The organism is Cryobacterium sp. N19 (assembly GCF_002929595.1).
GTDB classification, from domain to species: domain Bacteria; phylum Actinomycetota; class Actinomycetes; order Actinomycetales; family Microbacteriaceae; genus Cryobacterium; species Cryobacterium flavum.
The window spans coordinates 121,173-135,949 of sequence record NZ_PJJR01000045.1 but is presented as its reverse complement, the minus strand read 5'-3'; the positions used below and the strand labels follow the sequence as shown (position 1 = coordinate 135,949).

The 14,777-nt window shown below is 66.9% G+C and carries 13 protein-coding genes; 8 read left to right on the top strand and 5 right to left on the bottom strand.

Features of this window, described 5'->3' with window-relative positions:
* The first annotated feature begins 3 nt into the window (after positions 1–3).
* From CXY78_RS04600 to CXY78_RS04570, 7 genes are all read left to right on the top strand, one after another.
* On the top strand, positions 4–1,371 hold the full coding sequence (locus tag CXY78_RS04600) for a DUF58 domain-containing protein (protein ID WP_158252781.1): 1,368 nt from the start codon (positions 4–6) through the stop codon (positions 1,369–1,371).
* Entirely contained in the window at positions 1,364–3,763 is a 2,400-nt protein-coding gene (locus CXY78_RS04595) for a DUF3488 and transglutaminase-like domain-containing protein (RefSeq protein WP_104088269.1), read from the top strand. Before CXY78_RS04600 ends, CXY78_RS04595 begins: the two co-directional genes overlap by 8 nt.
* A 37-nt stretch (positions 3,764–3,800) precedes the next feature.
* Positions 3,801–4,373, top strand: coding sequence for a DUF177 domain-containing protein (locus CXY78_RS04590; RefSeq protein WP_233197234.1), 573 nt, complete (start codon positions 3,801–3,803; stop codon positions 4,371–4,373).
* 2 nt (positions 4,374–4,375) lie between these two features.
* Complete coding sequence (gene rpmF, locus CXY78_RS04585; RefSeq protein WP_092108959.1) at positions 4,376–4,579, top strand: 50S ribosomal protein L32; 204 nt, start codon at positions 4,376–4,378, stop codon at positions 4,577–4,579.
* Between the two features lie 33 nt (positions 4,580–4,612).
* Positions 4,613–5,305, top strand: coding sequence for a ribonuclease III (rnc, locus tag CXY78_RS04580; protein WP_104088267.1), 693 nt, complete (start codon positions 4,613–4,615; stop codon positions 5,303–5,305).
* Positions 5,306–5,309: 4 nt separating this feature from the next.
* Positions 5,310–6,221, top strand: a complete 912-nt coding sequence (gene mutM / locus CXY78_RS04575) for a bifunctional DNA-formamidopyrimidine glycosylase/DNA-(apurinic or apyrimidinic site) lyase (RefSeq protein ID WP_104088266.1) — start codon at positions 5,310–5,312, stop codon at positions 6,219–6,221.
* Between the two features lie 389 nt (positions 6,222–6,610).
* Complete coding sequence (locus CXY78_RS04570) at positions 6,611–7,084, top strand: GNAT family N-acetyltransferase (protein ID WP_092341221.1); 474 nt, start codon at positions 6,611–6,613, stop codon at positions 7,082–7,084.
* A 54-nt stretch (positions 7,085–7,138) separates the two neighbouring features.
* Here the strand turns inward: CXY78_RS04570 and CXY78_RS04565 are convergent, their stop codons facing one another.
* The 3 genes from CXY78_RS04565 to CXY78_RS04555 form a co-directional block, all read right to left on the bottom strand.
* On the bottom strand, positions 7,139–8,020 hold the full coding sequence (locus tag CXY78_RS04565; protein WP_140425655.1) for a hypothetical protein: 882 nt from the start codon (positions 8,018–8,020) through the stop codon (positions 7,139–7,141).
* Between the two features lie 76 nt (positions 8,021–8,096).
* On the bottom strand, positions 8,097–8,738 hold the full coding sequence (locus CXY78_RS04560; RefSeq protein ID WP_104088264.1) for a hypothetical protein: 642 nt from the start codon (positions 8,736–8,738) through the stop codon (positions 8,097–8,099).
* Between the two features lie 44 nt (positions 8,739–8,782).
* Positions 8,783–9,199 (bottom strand): GNAT family N-acetyltransferase, encoded by a 417-nt coding sequence (locus CXY78_RS04555; protein ID WP_092341218.1) that lies wholly within the window; start codon positions 9,197–9,199, stop codon positions 8,783–8,785.
* A 238-nt stretch (positions 9,200–9,437) separates the two neighbouring features.
* Here CXY78_RS04555 and smc point away from each other — a divergent pair, with 238 nt between their 5' ends.
* Positions 9,438–13,007 (top strand): chromosome segregation protein SMC, encoded by a 3,570-nt coding sequence (gene smc, locus CXY78_RS04550; RefSeq protein WP_104088262.1) that lies wholly within the window; start codon positions 9,438–9,440, stop codon positions 13,005–13,007.
* A gap of 36 nt (positions 13,008–13,043) precedes the next feature.
* Here smc and fdxA read toward each other — a convergent pair whose 3' ends face one another.
* Together fdxA and CXY78_RS04540 are read right to left on the bottom strand one after the other, a co-directional pair.
* Positions 13,044–13,361 carry a ferredoxin gene (gene fdxA / locus CXY78_RS04545; RefSeq protein WP_104088261.1) on the bottom strand — a complete coding sequence of 106 codons (318 nt, stop codon included), beginning with the start codon at positions 13,359–13,361 and terminating at the stop codon, positions 13,044–13,046.
* Positions 13,358–14,758 carry an FAD-dependent oxidoreductase gene (locus CXY78_RS04540; RefSeq protein ID WP_104088259.1) on the bottom strand — a complete coding sequence of 467 codons (1,401 nt, stop codon included), beginning with the start codon at positions 14,756–14,758 and terminating at the stop codon, positions 13,358–13,360. Before CXY78_RS04540 ends, fdxA begins: the two co-directional genes overlap by 4 nt.
* Positions 14,759–14,777 lie beyond the last annotated feature (19 nt).

Sequence of the window (14,777 nt, the reverse complement as noted above, 5' to 3'; positions counted from 1 at the left end):
GGGGTGAGAGATTCCGGGCTGGTCAATGCCGACTGGTACACGCGGCTGGCAGCCCGATTCGCCACGCGTCTCACCCTGCGCGGCTGGGTTATTCTGGCCGCCGGAGTCGTGCTGTTCGCCAACGCGGTGCTGGTCAACAGCCGCGACATGCTATTCGTGGCCAGCCTGATGATTGTGGCTCCGCTCGTCGCCGCCGGTTACGTTTCGCTCCGCCCGGCCCGGGTCGAGGTCACCAGGGTCTTTCGGCCGCCGATCGTGCCGGTCGGCGGTGAGAGTGTGGTCTCGCTGCAGCTGAGCAACCTCTCGGCGACACCGCTCAGCGGCGCCTGGTGGGCTGACACCCCGTCGCCCGGCGTGGAGGCGCCGCCGGCGGCTATCCTTCCACTCGTTAGTCGGAACGGCGCAACCGGCGCGACTGTGCGTCTGGAATACACTGTCGTGCCGCGACATCGCGGCGTCTACGACGTCGGCCCGCTCCGCGTGTCACGCCAGGACCCATTTGGCTTCGCGCGCAGCGACCGAACTGCCGGCTCTCCCCACGACCTGATCGTGACGCCGCGCGTGACGCCGCTACCGGGCAACGGCCTTGCCCAGTCCAGCAACGATGGGTCGATTCGCGAGCTGGTGCGCCAGGCCACCCCCACCTCCGACGAACTCATCGCCCGCGAATACCGCCCTGGGGATGCGCTGCGTCGCGTCAACTGGCCGGCCACCGCCCGGCACGGCGAAATCATGGTGCGGCAGGAGGAGCAGCGCAGCAACCCGGAGGCCCGGATCGTGCTCGATACGACCCTGGCCGGCGCGGCGGGGCTCGGCGCCGGGCATCTTCCACCGCATCTCGGGGCCGGATTTGAACTCGAGATCGAGCTGGCAGCATCCGTTGGTGTGCACCTGCTCGACGCCGGTTACCGGGTCGAGGTGATCGAGCTGGGTGCCAGCCAGTTGCTGCCGGGCGACCAGCAGACCCTGGGCGGGTTGCACGGCGACGTGCCAGCGACTTTTCGAGCCCCCGGCGGTGATCGCGCCCTGCTGGAAGCCCTGGCCAGTGTGGTTCCGGTGCCGTGGCCGACCCGCAGCGCTCGCCTCGCCGCAGAGCGCCGGGCGCCGCTGCGCGCAGCCCTGCGGGGCGCGCAGCCATCGCTTCCGACATTCGCGATGCTCGTGAGCGTGTCCGAAGCTGATGTCGACGATCTCGTTGCCCTCGCGCGACACTGTGAACCCGCCGTCGCGTTGGTGCAACGAACGGTCGGGGCGCCGGCCCGCGAACGCCTGCAGGCCGCGGGGTGGCGCTGTGTGGAGCTGGCCACGGCCGAGAACCTGGAAGACGTGTGGAACGACGTGAGCGGGGAGCGAGGAGCCAGCCATGACTAGCCTGGTCGCTCAGGAGGCGCCGGCCGCAGATTCCCCGTCGCCGGCACGCCAGGTGAGCCCGCCTCGGGCGCACCGCCGTCGGCGCGGCGAGCGAGTTGCCGCGCTCTGGCCGCTCGCCCTCAGTTTGCTTTTCTTGCTGCTCAGCTCCTGTGCGGCGCTCGCGCCCCTGCTGCGCGGCAACGCCTGGTGGTGGGTCTGTGCGGCGGTTGGATCCGTCGTGCTGCTCAGCGCGGCTGTGTTTCGTCGGTTCGGGCTGTCGCGCCCGATCGCTCCGGTGGCGAGCGGCGCGGTGCTGGTCGGCACGATGACGCTCCTGTTCGGCGGTGGAACCGGCCTGTTCTGGATCATTCCGACGCCGCAAACCATTGGCCTGTTCAGCGGTCTGATCGACTCCGGCGGGGCGTCCATCGCCCAGCAGAGCACGCCGGCCGAGGTGACCCTCGGCATCCTCTTTCTGCTCGCCGGCGGCACCGGGCTGATCGCGGTTCTCATGGACCTGCTCGCGGTGACGCTGCGCTGGCCCGCCCTTGCCGCAGCCGGCGCACTCGTGCCGCTCCTCGTGCCGGGATTCATCATCGACGACGGGACCGACGTCGCCGTGCTCGTGGTGACGGCGGCCGCTTTTCTACTTGTGCTGCGGGTCGATGTGTCGGCGCGTCGCGCACGGGAAGCAGCGCGTCTGGCGGTCGGACCGGGCGAGCCACGTGTGTACCGGCCAGAGCGGGTGCGCGGCCGCGGCCGGATCGGCGGCACATTCGTGCTGGGATCCGTGACCATCGTGGCTGCCCTGATTCTCAGCACGCTTGCCCCCGCCTTGACATCCGGGGGACTCGTGACGGCAAGGCCTGGTGGTTTACTGTTCGGCAGCGGAGTCAGCCCCATGATCAATCTCGGGCAGGACCTGCGTCGGCCCAAGGCTGGACCGGCATTTCACTACACCTCGACCGGCACGGAGCAGCCCTATTTCACGCTGCTCACCCTCGATGAGGTCATCGGGTTGACCTGGACGGCACGCATCGACGGGGCAGACGTGCGCAATACCGTCGACGACATCCCGCGGCCATTCGGGCTCGACGCCAACGTGGAGACGGTGCCAGCGTCGACATCGGTCGTCATCGAGGGCGTCAACAGCCATTGGCTGCCCGCACCGGCCCGCGCCACCAGCATTGAGGGCCTCACCGGTCGCTGGTACTGGGACAGCCGCACCCGGGCGATTGCGAGTGTAACGGCGAACACCCTCGGCCAGGAATATACGGTGTCGTCCCTGGAGCTGAAACCCACCGCCGAGCAACTGCGGCGCTCCAGCACCGACTATCCGGCGAGCGTCCTGGGCAATCTGCAACTGCCGGTCGATCCGCCGCCGATCATCGAGGAGACGGCCCGGCAGGTGACGGCGGAAACGACATCGAACTATGACGCTGCCGTCGCCATTCAGGACTATCTGCGCAGCAGCGCCTTCATCTACGACACCGACGCGCCCGTTGAAGACGGCTACGACGGCGGGGGAGTGGATGTGATCGGAGTGTTCCTGAAGGAAAAGCGCGGCTACTGCGTGCATTTCGCCTCCGCCATGGCCGCGATGGCACGTACCTTCGGCATTCCCTCCCGGGTCTCGCTCGGCTACCTGCCCGGCGTCAAATCCCAGGACCTCGAGCAGGGGCTCGGGCAGTACAACGTGGACTCGCACGACCTGCACGCCTGGCCGGAACTGTACTTCGTGGGAATTGGCTGGGTGAGATTCGAGCCGACGCCCGGCCGCGGTACCGTCCCCAACTACGAGCAGGCAGCGGATGTCGGCACGCCGACGGCCGCGCCCGGCGGTGCCGCCGCCACGAGTGCTCCCGGGCTCAGCCCCGACCGGCTGGCCGACGATTCCGCCCTGGAACGCGGTACCACGCCGCAGAGCGTCGAGGCCAGCAACCTGCTCGCAGTACTCGGGTTCAGCGCACTGGGTCTCCTGCTGCTGCTTCTGCCCGGGGTCGCCAGACGGATGCTCCGGCGCTCGCGGGTGCGGCGCATCCGCTCCGGAGGCGCTGGCGCCGGGCTCGCCTGGATCGAAGTGCAGCACACCAGTCTCGATCACGGCATACCGACGCCGATCACCGACACTCCGCGAGCGTTTGCCGGCCGACTGGAGCGCCTTGGAACCCTCGACCCGGCGTCGACGGAAGCGCTCGAACGAGTACTCCTCGCGCTGGAGCGATCGCGGTTCGACCGGTCGCCTGTGCGGGCCGACACCCTCGCCGCCGACCTGACCCGGGTGCTGCGCGGGCTGCACGGCGGCGCGAGTGCCGGCATCCGTTTGCGGGCAAACTTTGCGCCCACCTCGCTGTTCGCCACCCTGGCCGCGGTGCTGCGCGGAGACCGTCGCGCCCGCACGATCGCCCCCTGAACGAAGCACCCACGCGCAGCGCGTACAATTTACGACCGTGACTAAGTTCAAGAAGACGCCGTACACGGTCGACGTGCGTGACCTCATCAACCGCCCGGGCACCATGCACGAACGCCACCTCGATATTGTCGTTCCCGACGACCTCGGCGCCGGCCTCGTGGCCGTGAAAGCCGGTTCGACGCTGTCGACCGAGCTGCGCCTCGAGGCGATGCACGAGGGAATCCTGGTGAGCATCGAGGTCTATGCAAGGGCGCTCGGAGAGTGCGGCCGATGCCTCAAAGACATCGACCTGCCGGTTCGAGTTCAGTTTGCCGAGCTTTTCGGTTATCCTCAGGAGGAAGCCTTCGAGTTTGAGATTCTAGACGACCATGTCGATTTGGAATCTTTGATCCGGGACGCGGTAGTGTTAGCACTTCCGTTCCAGCCGGTATGCCGGCGGGATTGCCCTGGTCTTGACAGTGAGACCGGACAACCGCTTGCCGAACTACCCGAACTCGTTTCCGACGAGCGCTACGATCCCCGGTGGTCAGCGCTTGCGGGGTTTACGGCTTCCACAGACAAAGACATGGGTGCGGACATCCATGTTTCAGACAGCAGAGAAGAGAAGTAGTCATGGCAGTTCCGAAGCGCAAGATGTCGCGTTCCAACACCCACTCGCGTCGCGCGCAGTGGAAGGCCACGCCTCCCACCCTCGTGAAGACCATGGAGGGCGGCAAGGTCGTCTACAGCCTGCCGCACCGCGCCAAGGTTGTCACCGACTCCACCGGCACCCCGTTGTTCATGGAATACAAGGGCCGTAAAGTCGCCGACATTTAAGTCGCGGCTTTTCTATGGGCCGGAGATCGGTCGATGAAAAACGCTGATACCGAGCGGTCGCCCCTGTTGGCGACCCTCGGAGTGCAGATTGAACCGGTGATTCTGGAGCTTGCTCTGACCCACCGGTCGTTTGCGTACGAAAACGGCGGAATTCCCACCAACGAGCGCCTCGAATTTCTGGGCGACTCGATTCTGGGTCAGGCCGTCACGGTGATGCTCTATCGCACCTACCCCAACCTCGATGAGGGCCACCTGGCCAAGCGCCGGGCCAGTCTGGTCTCCACGGCCGCGCTGGCGCAGATCGCTCGCGGCCTGGGTTTGGGTGAGTATATTCGACTCGGCCGAGGCGAAATCCTCACCGGCGGGCGCGATAAGGCATCCATTCTGGCCGACACCGTCGAAGCGCTCATCGGAGCGACTTTTCTCGACGCCGGTGGCGACGTCGCCACCGCGTTCGTGTTGCGCCTGATCGAGCCGCTCCTGGCCGAACCGGGCCACTTCGGTGTGTTGATGGACCCGAAGACGAGCCTGCAGGAACTCGCCGCGAGTAAAGGCGTCGGCGTTCCCGTCTACACGCTCGAAGCCAGCGGTCCCGATCACTCCAAGGTGTTCGTCGCGACCGTCGACATCGGCTCGTCCGTCAACGCCCAGGGCGTCGGCCCGAGCAAGAAATTCGCTGAAATGGCCGCGGCCCGAGGCGCCATCGACCAGCTCAACGCGCTCTAACCCTGTGCCGGAACTTCCCGAAGTCGAGGTCGTGCGCTCCGGCCTGCAACCGGCGGTCACCGGGGCCCTGGTCACCGGGGTTGAAATCTTCGACGAGCGTTCCCTGCGCCGCCACGTTCCGGCGGCTGAATCGTTCACGGAGCAGCTCACGGGGCACCGAATCCTTGCCGCCGTTCGCCGCGGCAAGTTTTTGTGGCTTCCCCTCGACAGCGGCCGGGCGCTCGTCATCCACCTCGGAATGAGCGGCCAGGTGCTGCTGCGCACGCCGGGCGCGGCGGTGGATCGCATGTTGCGCATCCGCTTGACGTTGGAACACCCGACCCACGGCGAGCTGTGGGTCAATTTCGTCGACCAGCGAATCTTCGGCAGCATGGCCGTCGACGCTATGCTCGCCACGAGCGACGGGCTGCCCGGCGGCTACTCAGGGCTGCTTTCAGCGGATGCCGCGTGGCAGCACCGCCTTCCCGCGCAGGTCGCGCACATTGCTCGCGACCCGATCGACCCGTCGTTCTCGTCTCCGATGTTTCTGGCGGCCCTCGCGCGCAAGAACACCGGCATCAAGCGGGCGCTGCTCGACCAGAACCTGATCAGCGGCATCGGCAATATCTACGCCGACGAGGCGCTCTTTGCCGCGCGCATCCACTATGAGCAGCCGGCCGCGTCGCTGTCGCGCGCCAAGGCGACGACGCTGTTCGCGGCCGTACGTACCATTCTGGAGCGTGCTCTTGCCGAGGGCGGCACGAGCTTCGACGCCCAGTACGTGAACGTGAACGGGCAGTCCGGGTATTTCGCGCACAGCCTGGAGGCCTATGGCCGGCAGGGTACGCCGTGCTCCCGCTGCGGCACCCTTCTGGTGCGCGAGCAGTTCATGAACCGCGGCTCGCACTTCTGCCCCAGCTGCCAGCGGTTGCGCTAGCCGTAGCACGTTGGTTGTCGGGCGTTCGCCGCCCGGCCAAGAGTTCGACCGTCTGGCGCGGGAGGTGCGCCAAAATGCTCGACCTGCGCCATTGCGCGGGACCGCGGGCAGCGGGCATCCGTTCGACCGCCTCGCGCTGCGCGGGACCTTCGGCGCTGCGCGCTGCGCGGGACCTACGGCGCCAGAGCGGATGAGCCCCGTCGCGCTGCGCGGGGACTGCGCCAGTTCGCGGGAGTTCGGGCCTGGCCAGAACTCCAGCGCAACGCGTCGCGCTGGACCTGCGCCAGTGCGTGCGAGTTCCGCCTCCCGCGCAGCGGCGCAGCCCCCGCGCGACCGTAGTATCCCGCCCGAGAGTGGCATCTGGGTGTCAGCTCTGCCAATCTTCGGTCATGGATATCGTTACAGATCGGTTGACGCTGCATCCCCTGACTCCGTGGGAGGCTCAGCGCATTGTTTACCGAAAGCCTGAACCCGACGATGTCTGGCATGCGGACTATCCGTTGGACGATGAGTTGAATCCACTCCGAGCCCTCGCCGAATCCCGCGAGGGCGAAGCAATCTTCACGCTCTATTCAATCCGGATCAACGACGGCGATGTCGCGGTGGGCGGCATCGGGTTCTTTGGCCCTCCCGACGTGAAAGGTTCGGTTGAAATCGGCTACGGCCTGGTGGAATCTGTTCGGGGACGAGGGCTCGCCACCGAGGCCCTCATCGCCGCGACTCAGTGTGCTTTGAGGAATGGAGCCGTGCAGATCAAGGCAGACACTGACCTCAAAAACTATGCATCGCAAGGAGTCCTCGTGAAAGCCGGGTTCACAGAAGTGTCCCGGTCCGACGAATTGATCTTCTACGAGTTCGGGTGAGCTCTGAACCAATCGAGGTCGCGTGATGGTCTTGCTGGCGCGGTCGCCGGGGCGTTAGGCCAGAGCGGCCTGGAGGCGCCGTCGCCTCAGCGCCCAGCGCACAGTCAGGCCGAGAACCATCACGATGACCGCTGGGATCAGGAGCGCGGCGGATCCGCCCTTCACACCCAGCGCGCTGAAGAACACCTGCACGCCGTAATCGAGCATCTCAGCCGGGTAGGCAGCAAGCACACGAGTTCCCGCGGCGGCGCTGACTGCCGTGAACAGTGCAGGTCCGATCCAGAGGGCAAGAAAACTGACGATCGCCGCAGCCACCCGGCCAATCGTTGCCAGGCCGCACCACGCCACGGCGAGCCCCACGATGACGGCCGGAACCCATCGGGTGGCGCTCAGCAGGGCCCTGCCCGTTTGCGATACGTCAAAGTCGAACGGATGCGCGATGAGCGCGCCCAGCCAGACACTGACCGTGACAGCGGCCAGGCTCACGCCCACCGTCGCACCGGCGGCAGGCGCTCGGGCGATGAGCACCAGAATAAGCAGTCCGATCACGTTGGCAGCAATGGTTCCGAGGGTCAGAGCGAGCAGGTAGACCTTCGCGGCCGGGCTCTCAGCGAGTCCGCTGGCGACTGTGACTGCGGTCTGCATGATGGCAAGGACCTGCACGAGCAGCACTCCGATCATGATCGCGGCGAATGCGAATCGGGGGTGCTGCGCGCGCGTCAACCGAGCGAAGCCGCCGGCCAGCGCTGACCCGGTCACGATCAGGGCGACGATGAGGGTGATGGTGTACTGGCTGAACGGCAGCAGGGCGATCGGCATGTCCTCCGGAACGGAGTCGACGGCCCACAAATTCTGAATGGGAAGGTGCATCCCGGTGACCAGCCAGGGCAGCAGCCCGACGATCGCCGCGAGCATCCCGACGATAAGGTGTGACACCGGACCTATCGCTTTCATCCGTGTAAGTACAATCACCAGAACCCCCTCAGACTGAAACCGCAAGGCTAGCACTGCCTCAAACGGGGGGATTCGACGGTTCCGGCGGAGGCACGACGCGTTTCCAGGCGCCCTCGTAACCCATCGGTACAAAACCGAGCGCCTCGTTGACGGCCAGCATGTGCCGGTTCTCTTCAGCGTTGAATGTCGTCACCGACGGATGCCCGGGGCTCTCTTGCGCGAGATACTCCAGATTCGCTGTTTTCAGCAGCATGCCAAGGCGGTTCCCACGATGCTCGCGCAGCACGAGCGTGTCCTCCTGGCCGACGGAGCAGTCACTTTCGGCCGGCACCGACAGCTGGGTGAACGCGACCAGGTGACCGATCGGGTCGTGCAGCGCGGCCGCGGTGAGCATTCGACGCGGGCTGCCGACGCGGGAAGTCTCCTCGTCGACCAGCCGCTCGATGCTCCAGACATCTTCGGGCTCTTCGAGGCCGGCGGTAGGGGCATCCGTGCTCATGCGCGTATAGAGCAGAGCGAGATCGTCGCGCCAGGGCGGGGGAGTCGCCTCACTCCAGCAGTGCACGGTGTAGTCGCCGCCGGCGTGCGCCGCGGCATCCGCTCGGAAGCGGCGGATCACGCTCTCGTCGGCGGGCAGCGCGAGTCGGCTACCGCGCTCCACCTGCTCGAGCCGGAAGCCCCGGGTGAGGAGAAATCGCACTTCGGAGTTACCGAGCGGGACCGACCCGAAGCCGGTCGGGGCGGTCAGGCGTTCGCCCGGGCATCCGCTGACACCGTGTAGACGATCAGTTCGTGCCGATTCTCGGTGGCGGCGAGCAGCTCGACGCGATCGGCGAGGGCGGTGCCGATGCCGCGATTGCGCCAGGCCGGCAGTACCTGTGCGATCAGCCAGGCATGATCGTCGTTCGGGCCCTGCAAGGTCTCATAGGCGGCCCGGCCGACGACAGCACCGCCGACGCGTGCTACGAACATGCGCTTGGGATCGTGTTTCGTGGCGAGCCACACCGGCAGCAGCTCAGCAGCCGAATAGTTGAGTTCGGTCGTGCCGAACCCGTGCGCTTCGATTTCGTTACGGAGCGCGGCAACAGCCTCGAAATCGGGCCAGCCGGGCGCGGTCGCCCCGGCGGGAATGTCGAGTTCGTCGATCGAGAAGTCGGTCATGCTATGCCAGAGTAGTGCGACCCACTCGGGTGCGTGCGGTCGATTCGTGCAGAACCGCGGCGATTTTCGCTTTGCGACCCGAAATCACCGGAAAGGATGCTGTGTTCCATGGATTCTCCGCAGTTGGGTACGCCACACCGGGCACGAGCGGATGTCCCGGCCAGTGTCGGTGGGGCACGGTACCGTTGAATCAGCCCCGAGACCAGTACTCGCCGCGACCGACCGGAAGGGTCTCACGTTGTATCTGAAGAGCCTCACCCTCAAGGGGTTCAAGTCGTTTGCCCAGCCGACGACGTTCGCCTTTGAGCAAGGCGTTACCTGCGTCGTCGGTCCGAACGGGTCGGGCAAGTCCAACGTCGTCGATGCCCTCGCCTGGGTGATGGGGGAGCAGGGCGTGAAAACCTTGCGCGGCGGCAAGATGGAAGACGTCATCTTCGCCGGCACGTCGACCCGCGGTCCGCTCGGCCGGGCCGAGGTCATCCTCACCATCGACAACAGCGACGGCGCCCTGCCGATCGATTACTCCGAAGTCACCATTTCACGCACGCTCTTTCGCAACGGCGCGAGCGAGTACGCCATCAACGGGCGCACCTGCCGGCTGCTCGACGTACAAGAATTGCTCAGCGACTCCGGCCTCGGCCGCGAGATGCACGTCATCGTCGGGCAGGGCCAGCTCGACGCCGTGCTGCGCGCGACCCCGGAGGAACGCCGCGGCTTCATCGAAGAGGCCGCCGGCATTCTCAAACACCGCCGCCGCAAAGAAAAAACCCTGCGCAAGCTCGACGCCATGCAGACCAACCTCACCCGATTGAGCGACCTCGCGGGAGAGATTCGCCGCCAGCTCAAACCGCTCGGACACCAGGCCGAAATCGCGCGGGAGGCTCAGACCATCGCCGCCGTCGTGCGAGATGCCCGCGCCCGCCTGCTCGCTGACGATGTCGTGACGCTGCGCACTGCGCTCGACGCGCACAATCGCACCGAGAGTGAACGCCACACCGAGCGGGTCGTGCTGCAGGAGCAGCTTTCGCAGAAACAGGCACGGGTGCAGCGGCTCGAACTCGCCCAAGTGGGAGACGCCGTCGACCTGGCACGCCGCACCAGCTATGCCCTGGAGTCGGTGCAGGAACGACTACGCGGGCTCTTCACCCTAGCCAACCAGCGGCTGGCATTATTGGGTTCGCAGGCCGAGTCGACCGGCCTCGTCTCGAGCGTCACCCCCACCATGCTGGCCGAGGCTGCCGCCGAGGTAGAGCAGCTGCGTGCGGGCATCGGCATGGCTCAAATCGGCTGGGACGACTCACGAGGGCAGAGCGCGGCAGCCCGGTCGAGGCTCGACGCGGTCGACGAAGATATTGCAGCCCAGGCAGCACTCGTCTCTCGGCACGACCTCGACATCTCCCACCTGACCGGGCAATCCGAGACGGCAGCATCGCGGCTGGCTGCCGTACGTGGTGAGCAGTTGCGGCAGCAGAATGCCCGTGACGCGGCGACCGAACGCAGCATGAAGGCGCAGCTGCAACTTGACGAGTTGCAGTCCGCTGCGCCAGCCGGTGAACCGGACTCCGGCGAGCTGGCCGCGGCATTCGAGCTGGCGCAGGCTGCGGTTCAGGGTGTTGAGGCCGAGGTGGAGCGTCTGCGCGACGAGCTGCACGGCCATGAGCGGGAACGGGACGCCCAGGCGGCACGGCAGGGTGCGTTCTCCCTCGCGCTCGATCAGAAAGACGGCTCCTCGGCGTTGCTCGGCGCGAAGCTGGCCGGCATCCGTGGCCTCGTGGCCGACCACGTGCGGGTGCAGCCAGGGTTCGAAGCGGCGATCGCCGCCGCCCTCGGCTCTCTTGCCGATGCCGTGCTGGCCGACAACCGCGACGCCGCCCTCGCTGCCCTCGTTCAGGCCGAAAACGACGACTTCGGGCGGGTTGAGCTGATCGTGGCCAACGGCGACGACAGCGCGGCGCCGACCATCGAATTGGGTGCGCCGTCGGGCATACGCTGGGCGAACGCGGTCATCGACGGCCCGGCCGGCCTGCGCGGCCTGCTGGCTCAGACCGTCATCGCCGACGATCTTGCCGTGGCTCGAGCGGCCGAGCTGCCTCAGGGTCTCACGCTCATCACGCTGGCGGGCGAGGTCTTGAGCCCGTGGGTCGTGAGCGGCGGGTCCGGCGCCAGACAGAGCAAGCTCGAACTCGTTGCGGAGCGAGACGTGGCGGCCGAGAGGCTCGCGGCCGTCACCTCGCAGATCGAACGGGTGCGCTGTGAGTTCTCCGAACAGCGCACCCTGTTGCAGGCCTACAAAGAGCAGTCGGTCAGCGCACGGGCTGCCCTGCGCGCCTTCGAAACTCAGCTCGCCACGGTGACCGAACGTCGCGGACGACTCGTGGTGCAAGCGGATGCCGCCGCCGCCGACGTCGACCGGGTCTCCGCCGCTCTGCAGCTCGCGAGCACGGCCGGCACCGAAGCCGAGGCTGTCGCGGCGCGGGCAGCCGCTGCACTCGACACTGCCCGGTCCCAGCCACGGCCCATCCTCGACGCGACCCTGCGGGACGCTGTGTACACCGAACTTGAGGCCGCCCGCGAGACCGAGGTCGAGAACCGGCTCCAGGTGGAAACCGCCCGTGAACGCGTGCGCGCAGGCGCTGACCGCGTCGCAACACTCACCCGTCAGCTCGAGGACGACCGCACGGCCGCTGAGGCCGCAACGCGTCGCGCGGTCATTCGTCGCCGCCAAGTGGATGCCGCCTCCCGCGTTGCCGAAACGCTTCCGGCCGTGCTCGCCGCGGCCGACCGCTCCGTCGCCGAGGCCCGGATTCAGCTCGCGAGCGCCGAAGCCGAACGGGCGAGCCAGAACACCGAACTGCAGCAGCTTCGGCAGGGCGAGAACGTGTTGCGCGAGCGGCTGGCCTCGATCACCGAAAACGTGCACGGACTCGAACTCGAGATCTACGAGAAGAAGCTGCACCTCGCGGCCCTGCTTGAACGCGCCGGCAGCGAACTGGGTCTCACCGAAGACGTGCTCGTCGGCGAATATGGTCCCGACCAGCTGATCCCGCCCGATGGCACCGACGTGAGCGGCAGCGGCAGCGAGGGCCTGGTTTTCGCTGGCGGCGCGGCCGGCGGCATCCGCTTTGATCGGGCCGAGCAGCAGAAACGGTTCGCGGCCGCCGAACGCAAGCTCGGTCAACTCGGGCGGGTCAACCCGCTGGCCCTCGAAGAATTCGCGGCGCTCGAGCAGCGGCACCGCTTTCTCACCGAGCAGCTCACCGACCTCACGGAAACCCGCAGCGACCTGCTCACCATCATCGCGGACATCGACGAGAAGATGCAGACCATCTTCTCGTCCGCGTTCGATGACACCCAGGCGGCCTTCGCCGACGTGTTCCCGGTGCTGTTTCCCGGCGGCAGCGGCAGCATCTGGCTCACCGACCCCGACGACCTGCTCACGTCCGGCATCGAGGTGTCGGTGAAACCGGCCGGAAAGAAGATCGAACGGCTGTCGCTGCTCTCCGGCGGTGAACGCTCACTCGCCGCCGTCGCGCTGCTGATTGCCATTTTCAAGGCCCGTCCGAGCCCGTTCTACATCATGGATGAGGTCGAAGCTGCGCTCGACGACGCCAACCTCGGCCGGTTGCTCACCATCTTCGAAGACCTGCGAGAGACCAGCCAGCTCATCGTGATCACGCACCAGAAACGCACCATGGAGATAGCGGATGCCCTCTACGGTGTGAGCATGCGGCAGGACGGCGTCAGTGCTGTCGTCGGCCAGCGCATCGGCACCCGCGCGGACGAACGGGCCGATGCTGCGGTCGGTTGACCCGCGGATGCGCGCGTAATTGCCGATGCGGGCGCCCTACGCCTGCGGCGGCAGTGCGGAGACGACGGGGTGGTCCTTGGCGAGCACGCCGACCTTGGCGGCGCCGCCCGGGGAGCCGAGGTCGTCGAAGAATTCGACGTTGGCTTTGTAGTAGTCGGCCCACTGTTCGGGCAGGTCGTCTTCGTAGTAGATGGCCTCGACCGGGCAGACCGGTTCGCAGGCTCCGCAGTCGACGCACTCGTCTGGATGGATATAGAGGGAGCGTTCGCCCTCATAAATGCAGTCCACCGGGCATTCGTCGATGCAGGCACGATCTTTCACATCGACACAGGGCAGGGCGATCACATAGGTCATAGTGTCAGCAAAGCTTCCGTGCGGGAGATGGCAACCTGTTCGGCGCGGGAGATCACCTTGACGCGCTCCCGGCCGGGAGTGACCAGATCCTGGGCGCCGAGCAACTGCTCGTGCGCGTCGAGGGTGCGCCAGCCGGCCCAGGTCGTGTATTCCACGCCGCGCGCCTCGAGCAGCGCCAGAATCGTATCCGCCGAGCCGAACGCCTGGTCGCGAGCGACGAGCGCCGGTACGTCTTCGACGAGCCGGGTGATGGTCTCCAAGGCATCACCCTTGGTGTGTCCAATGAGGCCGATCGGGCCGCGCTTGATCCACCCGGTGGCGTAGAGGCCGTCGATCGGCTCGCCGGCCGCATCGAGCACGCGGCCGCCGTCGTTTGGAATAACGCCGCGCACGGCGTCGAACGGCACCTCGGTGAGGGCGCTACCGCGGTAGCCGACTGCGCGATATACGGCCTGTACCGGGTAATCCACGATGACGCCGGTCGGTCGCACGCCGCCGTCTCCGGTGTGTTCGGTGCGCTCAAAACGGATGCCTTCCACCCGGCCGTCGCCGTAGACCTCGCGCGGTGCGTGCAGAAAGTGCAGGTGCAGGCGACGTGAGGCGCCCTGCGGAGCCTTGGTGAGCCATCCGTTCAGCGTGCGGGTCATGATCTTGACCTGGTTGTTGCTCGCGACGAGATGCTCGCTGTGCGAGTCGGGAGCGAAGTCCTCGGCGTAGACCACGAGGTCGACATCGGGAATATCGGCGAGCTCGCGCAGCTCGATCGGCGTGAATTTCACCTGCGACGGCCCGCGGCGGCCGAACACGTGCACGTCGGTGACCGGCGAGCCGGCCAGCCCGGCGTAGACCGAGGCCGGGATGTCGGTGGTGAGCAGATCGTCGGCGGGCTTGGCCAGAATGCGCGCCACGTCGAGGGCCACGTTGCCATTGCCGATGACGGCGACATCGGTCGCGTCGAGCGGCCAGTCCAGCGGAACGTCGGGGTGGCCGTCGTACCAGGAGACGAAGTCGGCGGCGCCGAACGAGCCGGGCAGGTCGATGCCGGGAATGACGAGCGGTGCGTCGAGAATGGCCCCGGTGGCGAAGATGACCGCGTGGTAGTGCTCGCGCAGCTCGGCCAGGGTCAGGTCGGTGCCGTAGGTCACGTTGCCGATGAAACGAATGATGCCTGCGTCGAGCATCTCCTGCAGCGACTTCACGATGCCCTTGATGCGCGGGTGATCGGGGGCGACGCCATAGCGAATCAGACCGTACGGGGCCGGCAGCGAATCGAACAGGTCGATGGCCACCTCGTGGCCGGCCTCCAGCACGAGCCGGTTGAGAATGTTGCCGGCGTAGATGCCGGCCGGGCCGGCGCCGATGATGGCAACGCGCAGGGCAGAGGGAGCGGGGGTCATAACGGGCCTTTCAAACAAG